The organism is Bacillus sp. 37MA, from assembly GCF_000372765.1.
In the GTDB taxonomy this organism is placed as follows: domain Bacteria; phylum Bacillota; class Bacilli; order Bacillales; family Domibacillaceae; genus Domibacillus; species Domibacillus aminovorans.
The window spans coordinates 3476258-3495599 of the sequence record NZ_KB889752.1 but is presented as its reverse complement, the minus strand read 5'-3'; the positions used below and the strand labels follow the sequence as shown (position 1 = coordinate 3495599).

20 protein-coding genes and 1 pseudogene are annotated in these 19342 nt (G+C 40.9%); 7 read left to right on the top strand and 14 right to left on the bottom strand.

Annotated elements, in window-relative coordinates:
* The first annotated feature begins 1 nt into the window (after window position 1).
* Entirely contained in the window at window positions 2-769 is a 768-nt protein-coding gene (locus tag A3M5_RS0119225; protein ID WP_018395408.1) for a thiazole synthase, read from the top strand.
* The gene (locus A3M5_RS0119220) at window positions 766-1791 is read left to right on the top strand and encodes a ThiF family adenylyltransferase (protein WP_018395407.1); all 1026 of its coding nucleotides are present in this window, start codon (window positions 766-768) and stop codon (window positions 1789-1791) included. Before A3M5_RS0119225 ends, A3M5_RS0119220 begins: the two co-directional genes overlap by 4 nt.
* A 148-nt stretch (window positions 1792-1939) precedes the next feature.
* On the opposite strand, the gene A3M5_RS0119215 is transcribed toward A3M5_RS0119220, so the two are convergent.
* On the bottom strand, window positions 1940-3124 hold the full coding sequence (locus A3M5_RS0119215) for an FAD-dependent monooxygenase (RefSeq protein ID WP_018395406.1): 1185 nt from the start codon (window positions 3122-3124) through the stop codon (window positions 1940-1942).
* Window positions 3125-3369: 245 nt separating this feature from the next.
* Window positions 3370-4737 carry an MFS transporter gene (locus tag A3M5_RS0119210; RefSeq protein ID WP_018395405.1) on the bottom strand — a complete coding sequence of 456 codons (1368 nt, stop codon included), beginning with the start codon at window positions 4735-4737 and terminating at the stop codon, window positions 3370-3372.
* A gap of 402 nt (window positions 4738-5139) precedes the next feature.
* Between A3M5_RS0119210 and A3M5_RS0119205 the strand changes: the two genes are divergently transcribed.
* Window positions 5140-5901: an IclR family transcriptional regulator gene (locus tag A3M5_RS0119205; protein ID WP_018395404.1), complete on the top strand. Its 762-nt coding sequence runs from the start codon at window positions 5140-5142 to the stop codon at window positions 5899-5901.
* 202 nt (window positions 5902-6103) lie between these two features.
* Here A3M5_RS0119205 and A3M5_RS0119200 read toward each other — a convergent pair whose 3' ends face one another.
* From A3M5_RS0119200 to A3M5_RS0119190, 3 genes are read right to left on the bottom strand one after another with little or no spacing between them, the layout of a single operon-like run.
* The gene (locus A3M5_RS0119200; protein WP_018395403.1) at window positions 6104-7216 is read right to left on the bottom strand and encodes a cupin domain-containing protein; all 1113 of its coding nucleotides are present in this window, start codon (window positions 7214-7216) and stop codon (window positions 6104-6106) included.
* A gap of 22 nt (window positions 7217-7238) precedes the next feature.
* Window positions 7239-7724, bottom strand: coding sequence for a DinB family protein (locus tag A3M5_RS0119195; protein WP_018395402.1), 486 nt, complete (start codon window positions 7722-7724; stop codon window positions 7239-7241).
* Between the two features lie 5 nt (window positions 7725-7729).
* The gene (locus A3M5_RS0119190; RefSeq protein ID WP_018395401.1) at window positions 7730-8668 is read right to left on the bottom strand and encodes a fumarylacetoacetate hydrolase family protein; all 939 of its coding nucleotides are present in this window, start codon (window positions 8666-8668) and stop codon (window positions 7730-7732) included.
* Between the two features lie 172 nt (window positions 8669-8840).
* Between A3M5_RS0119190 and A3M5_RS0119185 the strand changes: the two genes are divergently transcribed.
* From A3M5_RS0119185 to A3M5_RS23905, 3 genes and pseudogenes are all read left to right on the top strand, one after another.
* Window positions 8841-9599, top strand: coding sequence for an IclR family transcriptional regulator (locus A3M5_RS0119185; protein ID WP_018395400.1), 759 nt, complete (start codon window positions 8841-8843; stop codon window positions 9597-9599).
* Between the two features lie 225 nt (window positions 9600-9824).
* Window positions 9825-9959 (top strand): annotated as a pseudogene (locus A3M5_RS25585) (aldo/keto reductase); the annotation flags it as partial.
* A 173-nt stretch (window positions 9960-10132) separates the two neighbouring features.
* A complete protein-coding gene (locus A3M5_RS23905) occupies window positions 10133-10357 on the top strand; it encodes a hypothetical protein (RefSeq protein WP_051080887.1) in 225 nt (74 codons plus the stop codon).
* A 15-nt stretch (window positions 10358-10372) separates the two neighbouring features.
* On the opposite strand, the gene A3M5_RS0119170 is transcribed toward A3M5_RS23905, so the two are convergent.
* The 7 genes from A3M5_RS0119170 to A3M5_RS0119140 all read right to left on the bottom strand — a co-directional run bounded on the left by A3M5_RS0119170 (window position 10373) and on the right by A3M5_RS0119140 (window position 16454).
* Complete coding sequence (locus A3M5_RS0119170; RefSeq protein ID WP_018395397.1) at window positions 10373-11350, bottom strand: bile acid:sodium symporter family protein; 978 nt, start codon at window positions 11348-11350, stop codon at window positions 10373-10375.
* Window positions 11351-11442: 92 nt separating this feature from the next.
* Window positions 11443-12111: an NAD(P)H:quinone oxidoreductase gene (gene wrbA, locus A3M5_RS0119165; RefSeq protein WP_081898077.1), complete on the bottom strand. Its 669-nt coding sequence runs from the start codon at window positions 12109-12111 to the stop codon at window positions 11443-11445.
* Between the two features lie 70 nt (window positions 12112-12181).
* Window positions 12182-12586 (bottom strand): DoxX family protein, encoded by a 405-nt coding sequence (locus tag A3M5_RS0119160; protein WP_018395395.1) that lies wholly within the window; start codon window positions 12584-12586, stop codon window positions 12182-12184.
* A 55-nt stretch (window positions 12587-12641) separates the two neighbouring features.
* A complete protein-coding gene (locus tag A3M5_RS0119155) occupies window positions 12642-13583 on the bottom strand; it encodes a ring-cleaving dioxygenase (protein ID WP_018395394.1) in 942 nt (313 codons plus the stop codon).
* Window positions 13584-13678: 95 nt separating this feature from the next.
* Window positions 13679-14104, bottom strand: a complete 426-nt coding sequence (locus tag A3M5_RS0119150) for a MarR family winged helix-turn-helix transcriptional regulator (protein ID WP_018395393.1) — start codon at window positions 14102-14104, stop codon at window positions 13679-13681.
* Window positions 14105-14227: 123 nt separating this feature from the next.
* Complete coding sequence (locus A3M5_RS0119145; RefSeq protein ID WP_018395392.1) at window positions 14228-15670, bottom strand: SulP family inorganic anion transporter; 1443 nt, start codon at window positions 15668-15670, stop codon at window positions 14228-14230.
* Between the two features lie 247 nt (window positions 15671-15917).
* On the bottom strand, window positions 15918-16454 hold the full coding sequence (locus tag A3M5_RS0119140) for a GNAT family N-acetyltransferase (RefSeq protein ID WP_018395391.1): 537 nt from the start codon (window positions 16452-16454) through the stop codon (window positions 15918-15920).
* Window positions 16455-16607: 153 nt separating this feature from the next.
* Between A3M5_RS0119140 and A3M5_RS0119135 the strand changes: the two genes are divergently transcribed.
* Window positions 16608-17624 (top strand): potassium channel family protein, encoded by a 1017-nt coding sequence (locus tag A3M5_RS0119135; RefSeq protein WP_018395390.1) that lies wholly within the window; start codon window positions 16608-16610, stop codon window positions 17622-17624.
* Here A3M5_RS0119135 and A3M5_RS0119130 read toward each other — a convergent pair.
* Window positions 17621-18418, bottom strand: a complete 798-nt coding sequence (locus A3M5_RS0119130) for a DUF2705 family protein (RefSeq protein ID WP_018395389.1) — start codon at window positions 18416-18418, stop codon at window positions 17621-17623. The two genes, A3M5_RS0119135 and A3M5_RS0119130, sit on opposite strands and share 4 nt — an antisense overlap.
* Window positions 18415-19305, bottom strand: coding sequence for an ABC transporter ATP-binding protein (locus A3M5_RS0119125; protein ID WP_018395388.1), 891 nt, complete (start codon window positions 19303-19305; stop codon window positions 18415-18417). Before A3M5_RS0119125 ends, A3M5_RS0119130 begins: the two co-directional genes overlap by 4 nt.
* Between the last annotated feature and the right edge of the window lie 37 nt (window positions 19306-19342).

The window sequence follows — 19342 nt, the reverse complement described above, 5'->3', positions numbered from 1 at the left end:
TATGTTAAACATTGGACCTTATTCATTTAAATCTAGATTGTTGCTCGGAACCGGGAAATTCCCGAATTTCGATATTCAAAAAGAAGCGGTAGAAAAATCAGAAACAGAAATTTTAACGTTTGCGGTACGCCGGATGAATATTTTCGAACCAAATCAACCGAACTTTTTAGAAAAGATTGATGTAAAGAACTATACGTTGCTGCCAAATACGGCTGGCGCGAAAACAGCGGAAGAAGCGGTCCGCATCGCAAAACTTGCAAAAGCATCCGGACTTTGTGACATGATTAAAGTCGAAGTGATCGGCTGTAATAAAACGCTATTGCCAGACCCGATTGAAACACTAAAAGCATCTGAAATGCTGCTTGAAGAAGGGTTTATCGTTTTGCCCTACACGTCAGATGATGTGCTGCTCGCAAAACGGCTTGAGGATCTTGGCTGCCACGCGATTATGCCAGGTGCATCGCCAATCGGCACAGGTCTTGGCATTATCAATCCGCTCAACATCCGTTACATTATTGAACAGTCTTCTGTACCAGTTATTGTCGACGCTGGAATTGGCGTGCCTTCTGATGCGGCAAAAGCGATGGAACTCGGTGCCGATGGTGTCCTTCTTAACACAGCAGTGTCGGGTGCAAATGACCCAGTGAGAATGGCTGAAGCGATGAAATACGGCGTTCTCGCAGGACGTGCCGGATTTGAAGCTGGACGTATCCCGAAAAAGATGCATGCTGCTGCTTCAAGCCCACTGGAAGGAATGAGTGTACTTTGACCGAACGGTATTCGCGCCAAGTACTATTCCCCGGGATCGGAAAAAATGGGCAGGAAGCACTTCGCAATAAGCATGTCTTAATTATTGGAGCTGGTGCACTCGGTGCAGCGAATGCCGAAATGATCGTCCGTGCCGGCGTTGGCCGCATCACAATCATTGACCGGGATTATGTTGATTTTTCCAACTTACAGCGTCAAAACTTATACACCGAGCAAGATGCGATTGATCGGATACCAAAAGCGGACGCTGCAAGAAAAAGGCTTCTGTCGATTAACTCGGACATCATCATTGATTCATTGACTCTTGACGCAGATGCTGATTTTTTTGAGCGATTTTTATCTCGCGAAGTTGTTGACCTCATCATTGACGGCACCGACAACTTCGACATCCGCTTTATCATTAACGATGCTGCTCAAAAATATGAAATCCCGTGGGTATACGGCGCTTGTGTCGCATCAGGCGGTCTGTCACTACTTGTCATCCCCGGAAAAACGCCATGCCTTCATTGTTTAATGGATACAATTCCTCAAGCAGGTGCTACGTGTGATACAGCTGGGATTATTTCTCCTGCTGTTCAAATGACGGCTTCTGCACAGACCGCAGAAGCATTAAAATGGCTAACAGGCAATGCCGATGCTTTACGCGGTACGGTTTTTTCATTTGATTTATGGACGAATCAGTTTTCATCAGTTGACGTAGCCAGACTACAAAAACCGGACTGCCCATCATGCGGGGCAAATCCAGTTTATCCTTTTCTTTCATATGAACGATCGACAAAGTTTGCTGTATTATGCGGACGGGATACCGTTCAAATCCGACCAGCAGGCATTGACCGGCGCGATCTCCATCTTTTATTTGAAAACGTGAAAAAGAATGCCGATGTAACGCATCAAAATGCCTTTTTGCTTTCATTTAAAAATGATCCTTATACAGTTACCGCGTTTAAAGATGGCCGCGTATTTATACAAGGTGTATCCTCTGTAGAAGAAAGTAAAAAAGTATATTACCGCTACTTCCAGTAACCCCGTCGTCAAACCGGCGGGGTTACCTGCTGTAGACGTTCGGGTTCCCCCATATTCTAGGTGTCGTTCATCACACCTTTTCCTTTTAAAAACTACAAGCATTTATTCTTTCGACTAAAAAAAGCCCTGAATCACAGGGCCCTTTCACTTATCTTACTAAACTTTTATGGTATCCATATAGAAAATCCGTTGCGCTATAATCGTTTGCTTCACGTGATTTGAAGATCGTATCACGTAGCAATAGAGACAACTGATCTTCTGCATGGATAATTTCGCCCCACGTTCTTGCAGTTGTTTGCACTTTTGCTGTACGTGGAATACGTTGTTCTTGATAGTTTTGAAAAATCGTTTCGTAATCGTTTTCATTTTTCAACAGTTCATCTGCCATACATGCCGCATCTTCAAGCGCCTGACATCCACCTTGCGCTAAGTATTGGAGCATCGGGTGAGCCGCGTCGCCAAGAAGTGTGATCTTCCCTTTCGTCCAGTTATCAATTGGTAAGCGGTCGTACATCGGCCAGCGTATTTGACGCTGAATGAATGACAGAGCATTGACAACGAGCGGATGGCATCCTTCAAAGCGTTTATCCATTTCTTCAGGTGTACCCCAGTCTTCTGATCCTTCTTTATATTCAAACGATTTAAATACAACAACCTGATTGTATAGTTCACCACGGCGAACTGGATATTGAACGAGATGAAGATTCGGTCCGATCCACATAATTACGTCATCAAGGTTGTTATCTGCTGAGATTTCATTAATTGGAATTGTACCGCGGTATGCAACATATTCAGAGCAAATAGGCTCATCGTCGCTAAATAGTTTTCGCATGTTCGATTTAAGGCCGTCTGCCCCGATCAATGCTTCTGCCGCAAATGTTTCACCACGCTGATTCGTTACTAAGATACCGCTTTCATTTTCAACCGCCGATTGAACAGCTTGATCATTGAATAAAGTAATTTTATTAGATCTTTGGCACGCTTCCAGTAACACTCTATGCAAATCGGATCTGTGCATGACAATGTATGGCTGGGCGTAACGTTCTTGAAATTCCTCGCCAAGATCCAACGCTGTTAATTCTTCTCCTGTATACACATCTTTTAATACAAGACGTTTTGGGAAGACAGCTAATTTATTAATTTCGTCAACCAGTCCAAAACGATCAAGAACCGCCATTGCATTTGGGCCAAGTTGAATGCCAGCGCCTACTTCTCCAAATTGTGGAGCTTGTTCAAGAACCGCTACTGTTTTTCCTGCTTCTACCACACCAAGTGCTGCTGCCAGTCCACCAATACCACCGCCAACTACGATTACTTCGCTTACATGCTCCATATAAATTCCTCCTTCTTTATTCCACTAATAGAGAACTTAGTACATCATTAATATAAATTCTAAGCTATTTCTTTGTTTGTGTCAATATTTTTCGTGAAATTCAGCCATTCCCCTTACAATATTCTGCTTTTTTCAGCAAAAGATGACGAACATGAAAAGAAAATATAAAAACAAAAAAGCAGGTGTGATGAAAAATCATACCTGCTTTTCTCATTCTTTATTTAATTCTCACGTCAAATAATTGCTTACTCCACTAATTTAGCCTCTGCTATTTTGATTTTCTCTTGATCAGATCTATTGGTCTGATTAAGATAGTAAGCTTGCTTTGCAGGAACGAAAGATAAAGCGATAGCCGCAATCAGACCTGGTATAGCAAAAGCAATAAAATTGAATTGAATCGGTAATGTAACGGATAATAGGAATCCTCCTAATATCGGACCAAGCATTCCACCCATTCGACCAATTCCAGAAAACATTCCTAGAGCTGTAGAACGTATAGTTGGTGAATAGTATTGTGATATATAAGCTTGAACAATATTTTGAGCCCCAATTGTAGCAGCTCCTGCAACCGCTACCAATAAATAAATGACAAATGTATTTCCGCCAAATCCAAGCAATGTTAGGGCAACTGCACCTGAAGCATACATTGGTACAAGCATTTTTTTAGAACCATATTTATCACATAGACGCGCAATAATGAGAGTCCCTACAATCGCTCCACCTTGAAGTGCGATAAGGAAACCTAAACTTGAATTCAACGCATAACCTGCTTCAATCATTAATTTAGGCAACCATGTATTCAAACCATATACCATTAACAAACAAGTAAAGGAAGCAACCCAAAACATAACCGTACCTAAAGCTCGTTTTTCTTGGAACAACCCTACAACTGGAACTTTAGATTCCGTTACTGGAAGTTCCATGAACTCATCATCTTTACTATACGTAAATTTAGGATCGACTTTTTTCAGTATACGAAACAGTTCTTCCTTTTTACCCGTTTTAGCTAAGTAAACTGAAGATTCTGGAAGACTTTTATACATCAACGGTAAAAACACTAATGGAAGTGCAGCAAACCAAAAGATAGATTCCCATCCAAGTGTCGGCATAATCAAAATTCCTAGTGTTGGTGCAAGCATCCCACCAACAGAATATCCACAAAGAACAATAGAAACGGTCATACTTTTCATGTTTCTCGGAGAATAATCCGTTAATAGCGCAATAACATTTGGCATAATACCGCCAAGTCCTAAACCGGCTATAAAGCGATAAATAGAGAAAGTAGTCGGATCATCTGCAAACCCGCATAATGCGGTAAATAAACTGAACAATATGAGCGATATAGCTGTTACTTTTTTTCTACCAATTCGATCAGCCAAAATCCCTAAAAAAATCGCACCGAACATCATACCGAATAATCCGTAGCTACCCATCGCTCCTACTTCGACCGTCGATAAGTTCCACTCTTGAATCAACTTCGGAACAACCGTTCCAAAAACAACTAAATCATATCCATCAAATAAAATGATCAGAAAACACCATGCTAACAGCCCAAAATGAAAGCGGTTAAATTTACCATTATTAATAATTTCAGTTGTGTTGACTTTTGCCATACAAATGATCCCTCCAATTCGAATTCAAAGATATTTAAAGCGCTTACTTTTCACGCTTCAAGAAATAATTTTCATTATTTTTATAATCATCAATTATAAAAATAATGAACAGCGGTTCTTAATAGGAGTATAAATGATGTTGGACTATGTTTCAATAAAAATTTTAATATACTTTTGTTATTCTGAAACTACGCGTATTAATTTGATATAAAAAGCTAGCAAAAGTATACCTTTTTTCAACATACCCATTATCTCTACTTGTTTTTCTTGGTCCTTCACCGTACGATATAGATTAAACAGACAACCATTGAAAGAGAGGTGAGTTCTGCGCTAAAAAAGGCACGAATAGTCTAGTATAGATGAATCACTATATTTATCTATGTTTTTAGTGGCAGGGACTATATGACAAACAATAAAAGTCCTCAAGGGATTCAATCACTGCAACTTGGCATTAATATTATCGATGTCTTTCTAGAGCAGGGAAGACCATTAAAGTCTTCTGATGTTCAAGAATTAACTGGGATGACGAAAAGCAATTTGTACAAATACTTATACACACTTACTCAATCCGGTATCTTATACCGCGATCCCGTACAAAATGCGTATTCACTTGGCAGTCGGCTGATTGAATATGGAAATGCAGCACTCGGCAACATGGACATCATTGGCCGTATTATTCCTCACTTAAAGGACATCAGCCAGCAAACGTCTCTAACAACACTACTGGCAATTTGGTCACATGATGGTCCAGTTATCGCCCACATCTGGAACGCTAATTATGGCATTAACATTGGCGCTCAAATCGGTGCGAAATTGCCTCTACTATCATCTTCCGGAAAAATATTTGCTGCTTTTATGAACGAAACGGAAGCACGGGAATGGGAATTGCGAGAGCTTAGCAAATTGACGGAAGTAAAACGAAAAACGTTCATCGCCGAGCGCGAAGAGATAGAAAAAAACAAGTTCACATACGCAGTAGAACCGCTCATTGAGCACATTTCATCATTTAGCGTACCTCTTCTTGACTTTGAAAAAAATTTACTCGGTGCATTAACCATCGTCGGGTTTACACCGCTTATTCCGACCAATGCCGACGATGAAATCAGTCAGTATGTAATCCGGCAGGCCAATAAAGTGTCAGCATCATTCGGTCACCGTCCGTAAAACCATTCTTCACTGAATGGTTTTTTATTTTATCGTGCGAATCCGCTCCGCTTTTTTGCTTCCAAAACAACGCAAAAAAGCGCCTGCCGCTAAACTTCAGCAGCAGGCAAATTCCTATTCGTGTATTAAGATATTATCTGATCAATTATTATCTGTTACAAAAGCTGATGATGACTACATCAACGAGCAATACTTTTCATTTTTAAGGTAAGAAAGGTTTGAACTCAGATGTCACTTCTTGTTGACCATTGTTTTTATCATAAACTTCTTGTTTTTCAATATCGAATTTTTCCATGATCGGAAGATCATTAACAGTGAAGAAATAAGTGTCTTCAGCAGCCACATGTTCAACCCAAGCCCAGTTTGGAACAGCAAGGAAATCTCCTTCTTTCCAATCGAAACGAACACCATTAATAATACTGTATCCAGAGCCTTTATAAACTTGATGGATCGATGCACTTGTATGACGTTGTGCTTTCGTACGGAAGCCTTTAGGAAACTTCTGAATCCAAGCAGCAATCGTTGGGTTCGCTGTTTGACCAGTAGATGGGTTGATGAATTCTACCGCATACCCTTCGAATGGATCTGGGTCAAACTTGCTTAATGATTCAATCGCCTTATACGTATGTTCCCATTTATATGAACCTAATGGTGCAGTAGACGGTTTACGATCAGTAACGGGACGTAACATACCCGCAGCGTAACGTTGTGAACTATAGTTATCAGGTACTTTCGGTTGTTCAATTCTTTCTGGATAGTTTTCAAAGAATGTACCACCCAACGCATAAATGGTTGGAATATCAAGAACATCTGTCCAAATCATTGGTTTTGTTCCTTCATGACCGTGACCATGCCAAAGGTTTTTCGGTGTAATTAAGAAGTCTCCTTCTTCCATAAAGATTCTTTCACCTTGAACAATACTATAAGCACCTTCCCCCTTCGTAATGAAACGGAGTGCATTTTGGGAATGACGATGAGAAGGAGCCACTTCACCAGGTTGAAGCAATTGAACCGCTGCATAAAGAGTTTGTGTTGTAGAAGCCCAGCCCCAAGGTTGACGATAATCTAAACCAGGGTTTTGTAAATAAATCGCTCTTCTTTCCCCACCACGGTCTGGTGTGAAAATTTGAGCCGCTTCCATTAACTTTTTCTCCAGTAAACTAGCTTTCCAAAGATACGCTTGTGCATGTGGTTCTGGATTTTTATGCATCAACGCTGGAATGGCTTCCCATAATGGTCCAAGATTATATTGGCGAATATCTTTCGTAAAGTCTTGTACGATTTGACTTTTCATAAATTCAGTTGTTTCTGCCATGTTCATAACCCTCCTATAATATTTAATTGCTTACTTTAGATAAGTTACGTTGAATTTGACCCTCATGTTTATTTACATGCTGATCAATTAAATGATCAATAATAAATGAAAGTGGTTTCGTACCGAAGTTAGGATTTTTGCTTGGTGCCTCAGCTGCAAGCTGCTCAGCAGTTAAGTTTTCAATCCCGTTTTTCACCTGTTGTTTCACATCTTCTAGCTTTTGTAACATCTCGGTAACACTCATCGAATCAACTGTAGCAGGCCTTACTGCTTGTAAACGAGGCTCATGCAGATGATTTCTACCCCATTCTTTACCGGGAGATTGAACAAGCTGATCAATTTCAGTTACCCAATAAGGTAATGCTTCGACAATATGAGCCGTAATTTGCATGATTGACCATTCTTCTTCAGTTGGATTCCAGCGAATTGTTTCTTCTGATAAACCTTTAACCGTTTCGATGATACGATCAATTGACCCACTTACTGAAGTAATCGCGTTTTGTGTCATGCTTATTACTCTCCTTTAACAGCGCGTACTTTATTTTCTAAAACACCAACTTTGTCGATTTCAACGCGAACCACATCGCCATCTTTTAACCACACTTGTGGATCCATTGCTTGAATGACACCACCCGGAGTTCCTGTAATGACGATATCACCTGGCTCTAATGTAGCAATACTAGATAAAAATGATACTAAGTATGGAACCGAGAATACTTGGTTAGCTGTGTTCGTCCGTTGACGCTCTTCACCATTTACCGTTAGAACCATTTCCAAACCGGAAGGATCTGTCAATTCATCTGAAGTCACCATCCACGGCCCCATTGGTAAACTGCCATCTACCGTTTTACCTTGTAACCATTGAAGAGTACGGCGTTGAAAGTCACGATAGGTAACATCGTTTGCTACGGCATAACCCGCAACATAATCAAGCGCATCTTCTTCAGAAACATTTTTCGCACGTTTCCCGATCACAAATGCGAATTCTGCTTCGTAATCAAGCTGTTCCGAAATTGGATAGAAAGGAATATCATCTTGTGGCCCAATGACCGTGTTACCAAACTTAGCGAATATAACTGGATGAGACGGAAGTTCACGTCCCATTTCAAGAATATGTTCGCGGTAGTTGTGCCCTACAGCAAAGATTTTCCCTGGCTTTGGAACAGGAGCCCCAATTTTCACTTGTGATTTTTCGAATACGAGCGGTACGTCACTTTCGTTGTTTTCAAGTGCATAAGCCACTGCTTCTTTTGCATACCCAAGACTTTCAGCCCCCCCCTGCAAAAACCCGTTCATGTCAGCAGGTACATATGCTTCCGCAATTTGAGCTGCACGAATTTTCCCTTCAGAAGCGAGTTTTGCTTTGTAGGCAGCGTTTAGATCTACCACTTTTTCTCCTTCAAGAGCCGCAATACGTGTTACGCCATTATGTGTAAATGTTACTAATTTCATTTCTTAGAACTCCTCCTTATTCCACTTTTAGTTAACACTGTTCATTATTTATATAAAATTTATCGTATCCGCTTACATTTGTCAACATTCAAATCACAATATTGTTCAATTGGACAGCTTTCTGAAGTTATGCCATGATTATGTGAAAAAAATTATCGAAAGGAGCATCACTATGGAAACGAATAAACCGCTGCCGGTTATCGGATCATTGCAGACTGGTATTCATATTATTGAAACGCTTATTGAACAAGGCCAACCGCTTAAATTTACTGAAATTCAAGAACTGACTGGCATCACAAAAAGCAATTTATATAAATATTTAAATACGTTAACGATGCTCGGCCTGCTGTATCGCGATAAGAAACAAGGTTCCTTTTTTCTTGGCAGCAAATTGATTGAATACGGCAATGCAGCCATTGGAAGTGAAGATGTCATCAGTCGCGTCACCCCGTACTTGAAAGACATTAGCCGTCATACGAAACTGACTGTTCTATTGTCTGTCTGGACGCATGACGGACCTGTCATCGCCAACATATGGAGTGCCAGTTACGGATTAAATATCGGCGCACAAATCGGTACAAAGCTCCCATTGCTGTCATCTTCAGGTAAATTGATCGCTGCGTTTCAACATTCATCGGATGTGTTTGAATGGAAAACGAACGAACTACAGAAACTAACAGATGATGAGAAAGAACAGTTTGAACAGGAACTCGAGATCATTCGGCGTACATATTTTTCATACGCCGTCGAACCGCTTGTCGATCACGTTTCATCGTTCAGCGTGCCTATTTTAAATTATAAAAAAGAATTAGTGGGCGCTGTTACCATTGTTGGCTTTACGCAATTGATACCTGAAACGCTCGATACTACTATTAGTCAATTCGTTTTAAAGAGTACATTCGAACTGTCAGAATCGTTCGGCTGGCATTAGGCATTAAGTCCTTCCTGCTCTTGAGTCTACTGGTAGACACGATCTGGAGAACGACGGACTGTTAAAAGGCAATAACCTCACTATTTCCCTGCGAAAACGGAGCACACAATTCCATATCACTTAGATTTGGTACGCTAGGTTTCCACCATTTTTCCAGTCATCTTCTTTGACCATAAAATCTTATTCCTGTAATGTGAAATAGAAGGTAAATTGGGAGGGGTCAAGATGCAGTACACGACACTCAAGAAAACGAATCTCAACATTTCAAGAATTGGTCTCGGTACGAATGCAGTAGGCGGTCACAACTTATTTGAACATTTGAATGAAGATGAAGATTTAAAGAAAATTGAAGAGATTTTAGGATAATTTGTAGGCAGCCGGGGTTCATGGTTGCTTTTATTGTCATCAACATAATACTGACTAAATCCACATTTTTTAATGCAAAGTCCCTGGCTCGATATATTTTATTAAAAGTCAGCGTGCGAGTTGTGCTACACTGGAAAAAAGAACGTGAAAGGACGGACAGACAGTTAATGAAACGATTTATTTTTGTCATTCCAGTTATGGTCCTCGTTTTTTCGATTGCAACGTGGATGTTAAATAAAGACTTTTCAATGATTGACGCGCAGACACGCACATTGATTGCAATTGGAGCTTCTTTGTTTTCTGGCATTATTACCTTCTTTCTTATGCGCAGTGACATTGAACACATCACTGAAGCACATCTGGAAAGAAAGAATGCAAAACGAAAAAAGTAAAGAAACGCCTGTCCATTATGAGGATAGGCGTTTTTGCTCGGATTTCTTGAATATTCTTTTTTCATACACCAGCGTGATTAAATAGCCGTGAAAAGCAGCGAGTAGTTGTTGGAACAACATACAGACGATAACTGGAACCGCGACTTTTGGCGGAAAAAAATTAACGGCAATGACCGCGCCGGCGCTAAAATTGCGCATACCGCTTGTATAAATGATCGCAACTGTATTTTCTTTGCTTTGTTTAAATGCATAAGCAATCCCCCACGAAAATAAATAGACAGATAATACAATGAGAAAGATCGTTACCAAAATTCCTAATAATTCCAAATCAATGTTTTTCATATAGGGGGCAATAACTGAACTATTGATCGCAACGACAACCGGCAATGATAGTTTTGAAAATGGCGATAATTTCTGGCTGATACGGCTTGCCCGTTCCGCCTTTAGCCATTGATTTACACCCATCCCTGCCAGTGACGGAATGACAATCATCCAGAAAAGTCCATTCATCACATCCATAAAGCTCATTTCAACATTGCTTCCGACTAAAACGGATAAGCTGAACGGCACGATAATAGGCGACAACATCGTATCAATCAAAATAAGCGCCAGCGACAGCGTTACACTTCCCTTATACATCGTTACCCAGATCATACTCGTAATCCCCGTCGGAATGACAAGCGCTAATGTGATCCCTGTTACGGTCAATGGATCATGTGGAAAAACGATCTGCCCAACGACAAGCGCCCACACCGGCGCAACAATATGCAACGTAACGAGTGCTATCACAATTGGAAACGGATGGGTCATCGTATGATGAAGCATGTTAAAACTCGAATTCACACTGCCTGCAAACGTCATAAAAGCAAATAGCCATGGGACAATAAACACCCACGAATGCAAGTATTCGGCAGCGATGATCCCTGTTACGACACTAATCGGTGTCAAAATAGGCATCCATTTCCCGAGCAATGCATTCAATAATTGCAGCATAAACAAGAACTCCATTCAATTTTTTAAAAATATTGTATCATTTTGTCGACAAAAAAAGCGAACCGGTATAACACCGGTTCACCATTATTCACTTATTGGTTCCCTTTTTTTACCCATTCTGCTACTGTCACAGTTCGTTTTGCTTGATGTTTAACAGCAGCCTGTACGTCTTCTACCATTTTGCCATTTTGGTCAACACTTACACTTGTACCATACGGATTGCCGCCGGCCGCAAATGTTACCGGATCTGTGTAACCAGGTGATGCAACGAGCGCTCCCCAATGGTGCATTGTCGTATAAAGTGCCAAAATCGTTGCTTCCTGACCGCCATGCGCATTTTGTGCGGATGTCATAGCGCTAACCACTTTGTTTGCAAGCTTTCCATGGAACCAAAGGCCGCCCGTTGTATCTAAAAATTGTTTTACTTGTCCAGGCATATTTCCGAATCGCGTTGGTATGCTGAAAATAATGGCATCCGCCCATTCAAGATCATTCAACGTTACTTCTGGAACACTTTTCGTTTCTTCTACATGTGCTTTCCAGGCTGGATTTGAATCAATCGCTGACTGTGGAGCCGTTTCAGGTACTTTTAATACTTTCACTTCAGCACTTGCAGCTTTCGCGCCTTCTTCTGCCCATTTCGCCATTTGATAATTCGTTCCTGTTGAGCTGTAATAGATCACCGCTAATTTCACATTTTCCATTGTTTGTTCCTCCCTATGATTAGATGATTTCCCAAATAATTTACTTAAAAATCCCATTTCCTTCACCGCCGATTTATTTTTGAAAATCTGCTTTACGTATTATGTCCGCTCCCTTGAAAAATCTATCTTAGTTTTGATTTTTCCCTATCAGCTGACCAAGTGAGTATCTTTTGCTGCCATTGATCGCAAGGTACAGTGCGATAGCTAGTAATGCTAAATCTAATTCATATCCGGCCATTTGCCCATTGCCTAGGAAACCGACGGCCAATTTCACTTTCAAGATAGCGCCAATCATAAGCAACGCCAACAAAGCTGACACAATTTTCGTTCCAAATCCAACGATTAATGCAATACCACCAACTAATTCAATGATCGCCACAATGTAAGCGATTCCTCCTGGAATGCCAATACTGTCAAACCATCCTACAGTATTCCCAATTCCCCCTTGAAACTTCACTAAACCGTGCACAAAAAAGATAATTCCTAATACCACCCGTAAAATAAGGGTTCCTGCTTCTGCTTTTACTGACACTAATCATCTCTCCAATTCATTTTCATTTATTATTTTTTAAAAATGCTGAAATGTATTAACCGTTTAGTTCTCTTACTTCAATAGGGATCAAAGTGTTCTCAAGCTTCTCTCCGTGAATTTCATATTGCGCCGGCAGTTTTAATTTTTCACCCATTGTTTTCTGTGACTCATCATGAGCAAATCCTGGTGGATCCGTCGCAATTTCAAATAAAATTTCTCCGTGCTCTCTGAAATAAATGGCATTAAAGTAATTTCTATCTTGTACAGGCGTCACTCCGTATCCATGCTGCTCAACGTGCTTTTTCCACTTTAATTGATCTTCATCATCATCAGCACGCCAGGCGATATGATGAACGGTACCTGTACCCATTTGGCCACGGCCGCTTCGTGTTGTCTTAATGTCAATCACGTTGCCAATGTCTCCAGAAGAGCGAAAGCGCACCAAATCCCCTTCTTGTCCAATAAATTCCAGACCCATCACCTTCTTCAGCAATGCAGCCGTTTGTTCAGGCTGTGCAGACAATAATGTGGCACCGCCAAATCCTTTAATCGCCACATCCGGTGTCACACCACCAAATGTCCACTCATTTTCTTCTCCTACTGCCCGTTCAACGATTTCTAAACGAAGGCCATGGGGATCATCAAATTGTAAGTACTGTTCACCGAAACGTTCTGTTTTTATAAATGAAACATTAAATTTTGCCAATCGCTTTTCCCAAAATCCAATGGCTCCTTCTGGTACAACATAAGATGTGACGCCTACCTGTCCATCACCGATCGTTCCACGGCGAGCGCCGACCCAAGGGAAAAATGTAATAATGGTTCCCGGCTTGCCGCCATGATTGCCGAAATAAAGGTGATAGGTTCCTGGATCATCAAAATTGACCGTTTTTTTCACTAAACGAAGTCCTAAAACACCGGCGTAAAAATCAACATTTTCCTGAGGATGACCGACAATCGCTGTAATGTGATGAATACCTACTGTTTTTTTAGTCATCTTTCTCCCTCCTATCGTTGTACATTTGCTCTTCGTATGTTTCTTTTTTATATCTCAAATTCATATATTTTTAATTAAAGGTATTACCCAAAAAATTACTTTTTACTTGCATGAAGCCCTATTTTTTTCAATAAACAAGTGACGGTTTCCAGCTCTTCTTCTGACAGCTCTTCAAAAATTGAATCAACTGTTTTTTCATGCCTAGGAAATACTTCATCTATAAACTTTTTTCCTGAATGAGTGAGAACAGCATAGGTGACGCGGCGATCTTTCGGGCAGTCTTTACGAACGATCAGTCCTTTTTTCTCAAGTTTGTCGACGACATAGGTAATACTACCGCTTGAAAGCAATATCTTTTTGCCAATATGCTGAATGGGCTGATCGCCTTTATGATACAAAAGTTCAAGCACCGCAAACTCTGTTGTATTTAACCCATACGCTTTAATGTCTTTTCGCAATACATCCTGAACCATCTGTGAGGCACGCATTAACACAACTAACGCCTTCAATCCAGAATTCATTTCTGATCACTTCCAGTCATTATCTCAATTTAATTTATCTCTATTTCGAGATAATAGTATCATGCTTGGTTTCATGTGTCAACAGAAAAAACAGCAAGCCATCATTGACTCACTGTTCCACTATTAAACATTTACTTGCTTCATGAGACGGGCACTTTGTCCGTTTAATCCTATTAACTGAACCAGAACTCCGTTTTCCCGGTATTTCATGATCACTTTTTCAATCGCAGCGACCCCCGAATCGTCCCATATATTTGCTTCTGTTAAATCAATCACAATCTTGTCTACTTCTTCTTTATAATTAAATTCATTTAAGAAATCGGTCACTGATGCGAAGAAAATTTGTCCTGTTACGCGATAGATCTTTTCATTCGAATCGCCCGCTTCTTTCGTAACGTTTACTTTCGATATTTTTGCGGTAAAGAACAACGCACTTAAAATAATACCGGCAAATACACCTTTTGACAGGTCATGGGTCCAGACAACGACAGCTACTGTGACGATCATGACGATTGTATCTGTGATCGGAATTTTGCGTACTGTTGTTAGTGACGCCCAGTCAAATGTGCTGATCGACACCATGATCATCACGCCGACGAGCGCCGCCATCGGGATTTGAATGACGATATCGCTTAAAACAATAATTAACAAAAGAAGAACGATGCCTGCTGTAAATGTCGAAAGTCTACCTCGGCCGCCAGATTTGACATTAATAACCGATTGTCCGATCATCGCACATCCTGCCATGCCGCCAAGTAAACCGGTCGCAATGTTCGCAATTCCTTGACCTCGCGCTTCTCTATTTTTATCACTTTCCGTGTCGGTCATATCGTCGACAATGGACGCTGTTAATAATGACTCAAGCAAGCCGACGATCGACATTGCCAGCGCCGTTGGGAAAATAATGGACAGCGTTTCGAAATTGAGCGGGACATCTGGGAAGAAAAACGATGGAAGCGTGCCGCTAATATTGCCAAGATCTCCGACTGTCCGTAAATCGAAGCCGGCAGCAACCGCAATAATTGTCATCACAACAATCGCCACAAGCGGTGATGGAACGGCTTTTGTTATACGCGGCAGCAAATAAATAATCGCCAATGTCGCCGCTACAAACACATACGTCATAGCAGATACGCCGATAAATTGCGGCACTTGTGCCATAAAAATTAAAATAGCCAGCGCATTGACAAATCCAATCATAACCGATCGCGGGACGAACTTCATAAACCGGGCCACTTTCAAAAAACCGAACGTTATTTGCAAAAGACCGGTTAAAATCGTCGTCGCAAATAAATATTGCAGCCCGTAATCTTTTACGAGTGTGACCATTAAGAGCGCCATCGCACCGGTCGCAGCAGAGATCATCGCCGGACGACCACCCATAAAAGCAATCACGACAGCCATTGAAAACGATGCATACAAGCCGACCATCGGATCGACACCGGCAATGATCGAAAATGCGATCGCTTCTGGGATGAGCGCAAGCGCGACAACAAGACCCGATAGCAAATCCCCTTTTACATTGCCAAACCATTCTTTTTTCATTTTTTGAACGGATAACTCCATACTTCACCTCTTATATATATGTCACTTTCGACTCTCACGAAAGGTTACTTCATGTGTGAACGATTTTCATCGTATCATATGTCATTCTTTTTGAACATGGATGAAAAACAATAAAAGGCTCAACCATCAAAACAATGATGGTTGAGCCTTTTATTGTGGATGCAAGCATCTTCTACTTTTTTCAATTTAGCATTTGACTGATGCCACCGTACTGGATCGCAATAACATCTACTTTTTTTATTTATGTTTAGTTTTCGTACTCAACCAACCAGCAATCATTTTTCTTTCCTTCATGCAATGTATGTTCAGGAAGAAGCTTCACTTTTTTAAATCCGCACTTTTCATAACAACAAATAGCCCGCTCATTCCACGACTGCGGATTCATTACAATTTTCTTTGCTTGCTCTTCTTTCGCTAAATATTCAACGATCGCTTTGACAAGCACTTTACCGATTCCTTTATTCCAATGATCGACTTCTCCAATTAATTGATCGGTTCCATAAATAACAGATTCGTCATCTGCATAGCCATATAATTCTCGTTTCTGCTCACAGAGTGGATAGTATTGTGCATAGCCAATTTCATCACCTTCAAATTCGATGATACAACGGGTGATGTCTTGTTCATCGTTATAAAAATGCGCTTTCACTTTTTCTAAATCAAACGAGTTGTCACGCCCTTCATAAAACTCCAACACGATTGGGTCAGATAACCATTTCACTAGCAGCTCCTGATCCTTTTCTTCCAACGCACGAACTTTTAGCTTTCCTTTTTGAAACAGCATGTCAAACTCCTCCTGTTCCATTTTGTCTTATCATCAAAATACATAATATTCAGACAAAAGTAAACTAATTCGCACGAAAGAAATAAAGGAAATTGGCTGTTCTTTGGAGAAAAAGGCTAATTAGCACATGAAATATTTGGAGGTGAAAACTTCATGATTTTCTTCCGCAAATTGTTTTTTAAAGCTGTTCATATGAGCAATTGGACATTATTTTTCACCACGTCCACACTTATTTTGTTCAGCAGTTTTTTTATGTATTATGTCGAACCGGAAACATTTGTCTCACCATTTGAAGGATTATGGTGGACAATGACAACGGTCGTAACGGTTGGCTATGGGGATGTATTCCCGGCTACAGTACCTGGCAAACTATTTGCGATGTTTCTATATGTCATTGGCATCGGCTTGATGACGGTATTGATCGGCAAAGTTATTGACACATTGAGCGTGCGAAAACGGATGAAGGAGGAAGGCCGATTGCAAATTACACGCGAAAATCATATTTTACTTATTAACTGGACGAACCGGGCGCAGATTGCGTTAAACGAATTGCTTGAATCTTTCCCTGACATTCATGCTGTTATTATTGACGAAGTGACCGAAAAAACGCCTTTTCTACATGAACGTGTTGATTTCGTAAAAGGCGCACCGGCAGCAGAATCAACATTAATGCAGGCCAATTTATTACAAGCAAAATCGGTGATGATTTTTTCACCGGATGACGCACGCAACTCATCAGCGGCCGATGGATTAACGTTGCTTATTGCTTCCACACTGGAAGCAACGGCGAAAAAACATGATCAAAACATATATACGATCTGCGAAGTGGCTGATTCTAAACATATCAGCGCGTTTACTCATGCTAATGTAGAAGAATTTATTACACCGAATGATACAGCAGCCCATCTCGCTGCACGCTCCATTCTATTTAATGGTTCGAGCGAAATTATTCGTCAGCTGACATGCAACGACGGACATGATTTGTATCATATTCCGAAACAGTCGGACTGGACGACATATCGTGAGGCGAAAAATGCACTCGCTAAAAAAGGTATCCTTCTCGTCGCGAATCATCAAGACTTATCTCTTATGTCCAAACTCGATGAACCAATTCCAAACGATGCCCGATTGTTTATTATTTGTGATGACGAAGCATATAGCCGCCTTTAAACCGATAAATCTTTTCGTTTATAAACGGCGTAGGCAACCAAAACGCATATGACGACAATACCGGCCATAAGACTAACATACAGCGGCTTGATAGCCGTATGTTCGATAATGTAAGCTGAATCCACGTATTCAAACGGCGTCACATATTTCAGCGGCTCGAATTTCTCTGCAATACTCTGCACGATATCGAAAAAGTACGAAAGAAGCACAATCGCCAGTGAAATCGATGTGACTGCCCGGCTTTTTCGCATAATCGCCGAGATCGCAAACGCGATCGCCGCAAACGTCAAATGAAGCAAGAATGGCGCAAGCGAGATCATGAAGAAGATCTTCATATCAATTGCTTCGTCCCCCGCATAGCGGAATCCGGCATAGTTGATTAAAGAAAGAACAATGTTGAACAAAAGTAAATTCGTGAAAACAGCGAGTGCTTTTTCTGCTACAATCCGTCCTCTACTGACCGGTTTTGACAGCAAAAACTCAACTGTTTTCTCGCTCTCCTCTTTTACGATCATGCTCCCTGCCATCATTGCCGCGTAAATACTGCCGAACAATGTGACAAACAAATATCCTTCAATCGCGTAAAATCCAAGTGGCGTATCAAAGCCAAGCGAGTCCATATTAAATGCTTTTAACATCGCTTCCGGATATAGTTTCATCACATCGTCTAGTTGCTCTTTATTCGCCGCAAACTGCGGATACACGCTCATAATTAAAAATGACATGCCACCGAGCGCAATGATCCAGATCCATAATGCTTTCTGTGCTTGTTTCACTTCACGCTTATAAATCATGATTCCACGCCGCCTTTCTCATAATAGTGAATAAACACTTCTTCAAGCGAAGGTTCTTCAATGAGAATGTCATCAAATGGCACAGTTTTCAATTGATCGAGCAGCGCCCGGCTTGATCCACTGTATAAAAAGCGGATGCCATGCGGGATGCGTTCTTTCTGCAACATTCCATCGATGTTCACATTTGCTTTGCTTGCATCATGAAAAAGTAGTGAGACATTTTTAAATTGATTTGTACGGATGTCTTCCATATTTTCAACTTTAATGAGGCGTCCTTCTTTTATAATGGCCACACGGTCACATAATTTCTGCACTTCGCTTAAATAGTGAGAAGAAAAGAATATCGTCGCCCCCTTGTCTCTCGCTTCCCTGAGCAGGTCAAAAAAGACGTTTTGCATAAGTGGATCAAGGCCCGAAGTTGGTTCATCTAAAATAAGCACCCTCGGATCGTGCAGCATCGCTTGAACAATGCCGACTTTTTTCCGGTTGCCGAATGACAAATCTTCAATTTTCTGGCTTTTGTCAAGCTCCAGCCTCTCAGCTAAATACGATGCGTTTCGGGCGCAGTCTTTTTTATAAAATCCGCCAGAATACGCAAATAACTCTTTCACTTTCATTTCTTCATAATAATGCACTTCAGATGGCAAATAACCGGTGAACTTTCGTATTTTCTGTGAGTCTTTCACAACATCACGCCCCATAATCATCGCACTTCCTTTTGTCGGATAAATCAAATTGAGCAGAGTCCGGATCGCTGTACTCTTTCCAGCGCCATTCGGTCCGATAAAACCGAAAATCTCTCCTTCCTCCACTGAAAATGTAACATCTTCAATTCCACGGTTTTTCCCGTAATATTTTGTAAGCCCGTTCAGTTCAATAATCGTCATATCTATCCTCCACTCTTTTCGCCTTACAGCTTATCTA

Excerpts from the sequence above, each read along its gene's own strand:
- A3M5_RS0119125 (WP_018395388.1), bottom strand. The coding sequence starts at position 19,305 with ATGACGATTATTGAACTGAACGGGCTTACAAAATATTACGGGAAAAAC.
- A3M5_RS0119210 (WP_018395405.1), bottom strand. The coding sequence starts at position 4,737 with ATGGCAAAAGTCAACACAACTGAAATTATTAATAATGGTAAATTTAAC.
- A3M5_RS0119135 (WP_018395390.1), top strand. The coding sequence starts at position 16,608 with ATGATTTTCTTCCGCAAATTGTTTTTTAAAGCTGTTCATATGAGCAAT.
- A3M5_RS0119190 (WP_018395401.1), bottom strand. The coding sequence starts at position 8,668 with ATGAAATTAGTAACATTTACACATAATGGCGTAACACGTATTGCGGCT.
- wrbA (WP_081898077.1), bottom strand. The coding sequence starts at position 12,111 with ATGGGATTTTTAAGTAAATTATTTGGGAAATCATCTAATCATAGGGAG.
- A3M5_RS0119170 (WP_018395397.1), bottom strand. The coding sequence starts at position 11,350 with ATGCTGCAATTATTGAATGCATTGCTCGGGAAATGGATGCCTATTTTG.
- A3M5_RS0119130 (WP_018395389.1), bottom strand. The coding sequence starts at position 18,418 with ATGATTTATAAGCGTGAAGTGAAACAAGCACAGAAAGCATTATGGATC.
- A3M5_RS0119205 (WP_018395404.1), top strand. The coding sequence starts at position 5,140 with ATGACAAACAATAAAAGTCCTCAAGGGATTCAATCACTGCAACTTGGC.
- A3M5_RS0119150 (WP_018395393.1), bottom strand. The coding sequence starts at position 14,104 with ATGAATTCTGGATTGAAGGCGTTAGTTGTGTTAATGCGTGCCTCACAG.
- A3M5_RS0119140 (WP_018395391.1), bottom strand. The coding sequence starts at position 16,454 with ATGCTGTTTCAAAAAGGAAAGCTAAAAGTTCGTGCGTTGGAAGAAAAG.
- A3M5_RS23905 (WP_051080887.1), top strand. The coding sequence starts at position 10,133 with ATGAAACGATTTATTTTTGTCATTCCAGTTATGGTCCTCGTTTTTTCG.
- A3M5_RS0119155 (WP_018395394.1), bottom strand. The coding sequence starts at position 13,583 with ATGACTAAAAAAACAGTAGGTATTCATCACATTACAGCGATTGTCGGT.
- A3M5_RS0119215 (WP_018395406.1), bottom strand. The coding sequence starts at position 3,124 with ATGGAGCATGTAAGCGAAGTAATCGTAGTTGGCGGTGGTATTGGTGGA.
- A3M5_RS0119195 (WP_018395402.1), bottom strand. The coding sequence starts at position 7,724 with ATGACACAAAACGCGATTACTTCAGTAAGTGGGTCAATTGATCGTATC.
- A3M5_RS0119145 (WP_018395392.1), bottom strand. The coding sequence starts at position 15,670 with ATGGAGTTATCCGTTCAAAAAATGAAAAAAGAATGGTTTGGCAATGTA.
- A3M5_RS0119225 (WP_018395408.1), top strand. The coding sequence starts at position 2 with ATGTTAAACATTGGACCTTATTCATTTAAATCTAGATTGTTGCTCGGA.
- A3M5_RS0119185 (WP_018395400.1), top strand. The coding sequence starts at position 8,841 with ATGGAAACGAATAAACCGCTGCCGGTTATCGGATCATTGCAGACTGGT.
- A3M5_RS0119200 (WP_018395403.1), bottom strand. The coding sequence starts at position 7,216 with ATGGCAGAAACAACTGAATTTATGAAAAGTCAAATCGTACAAGACTTT.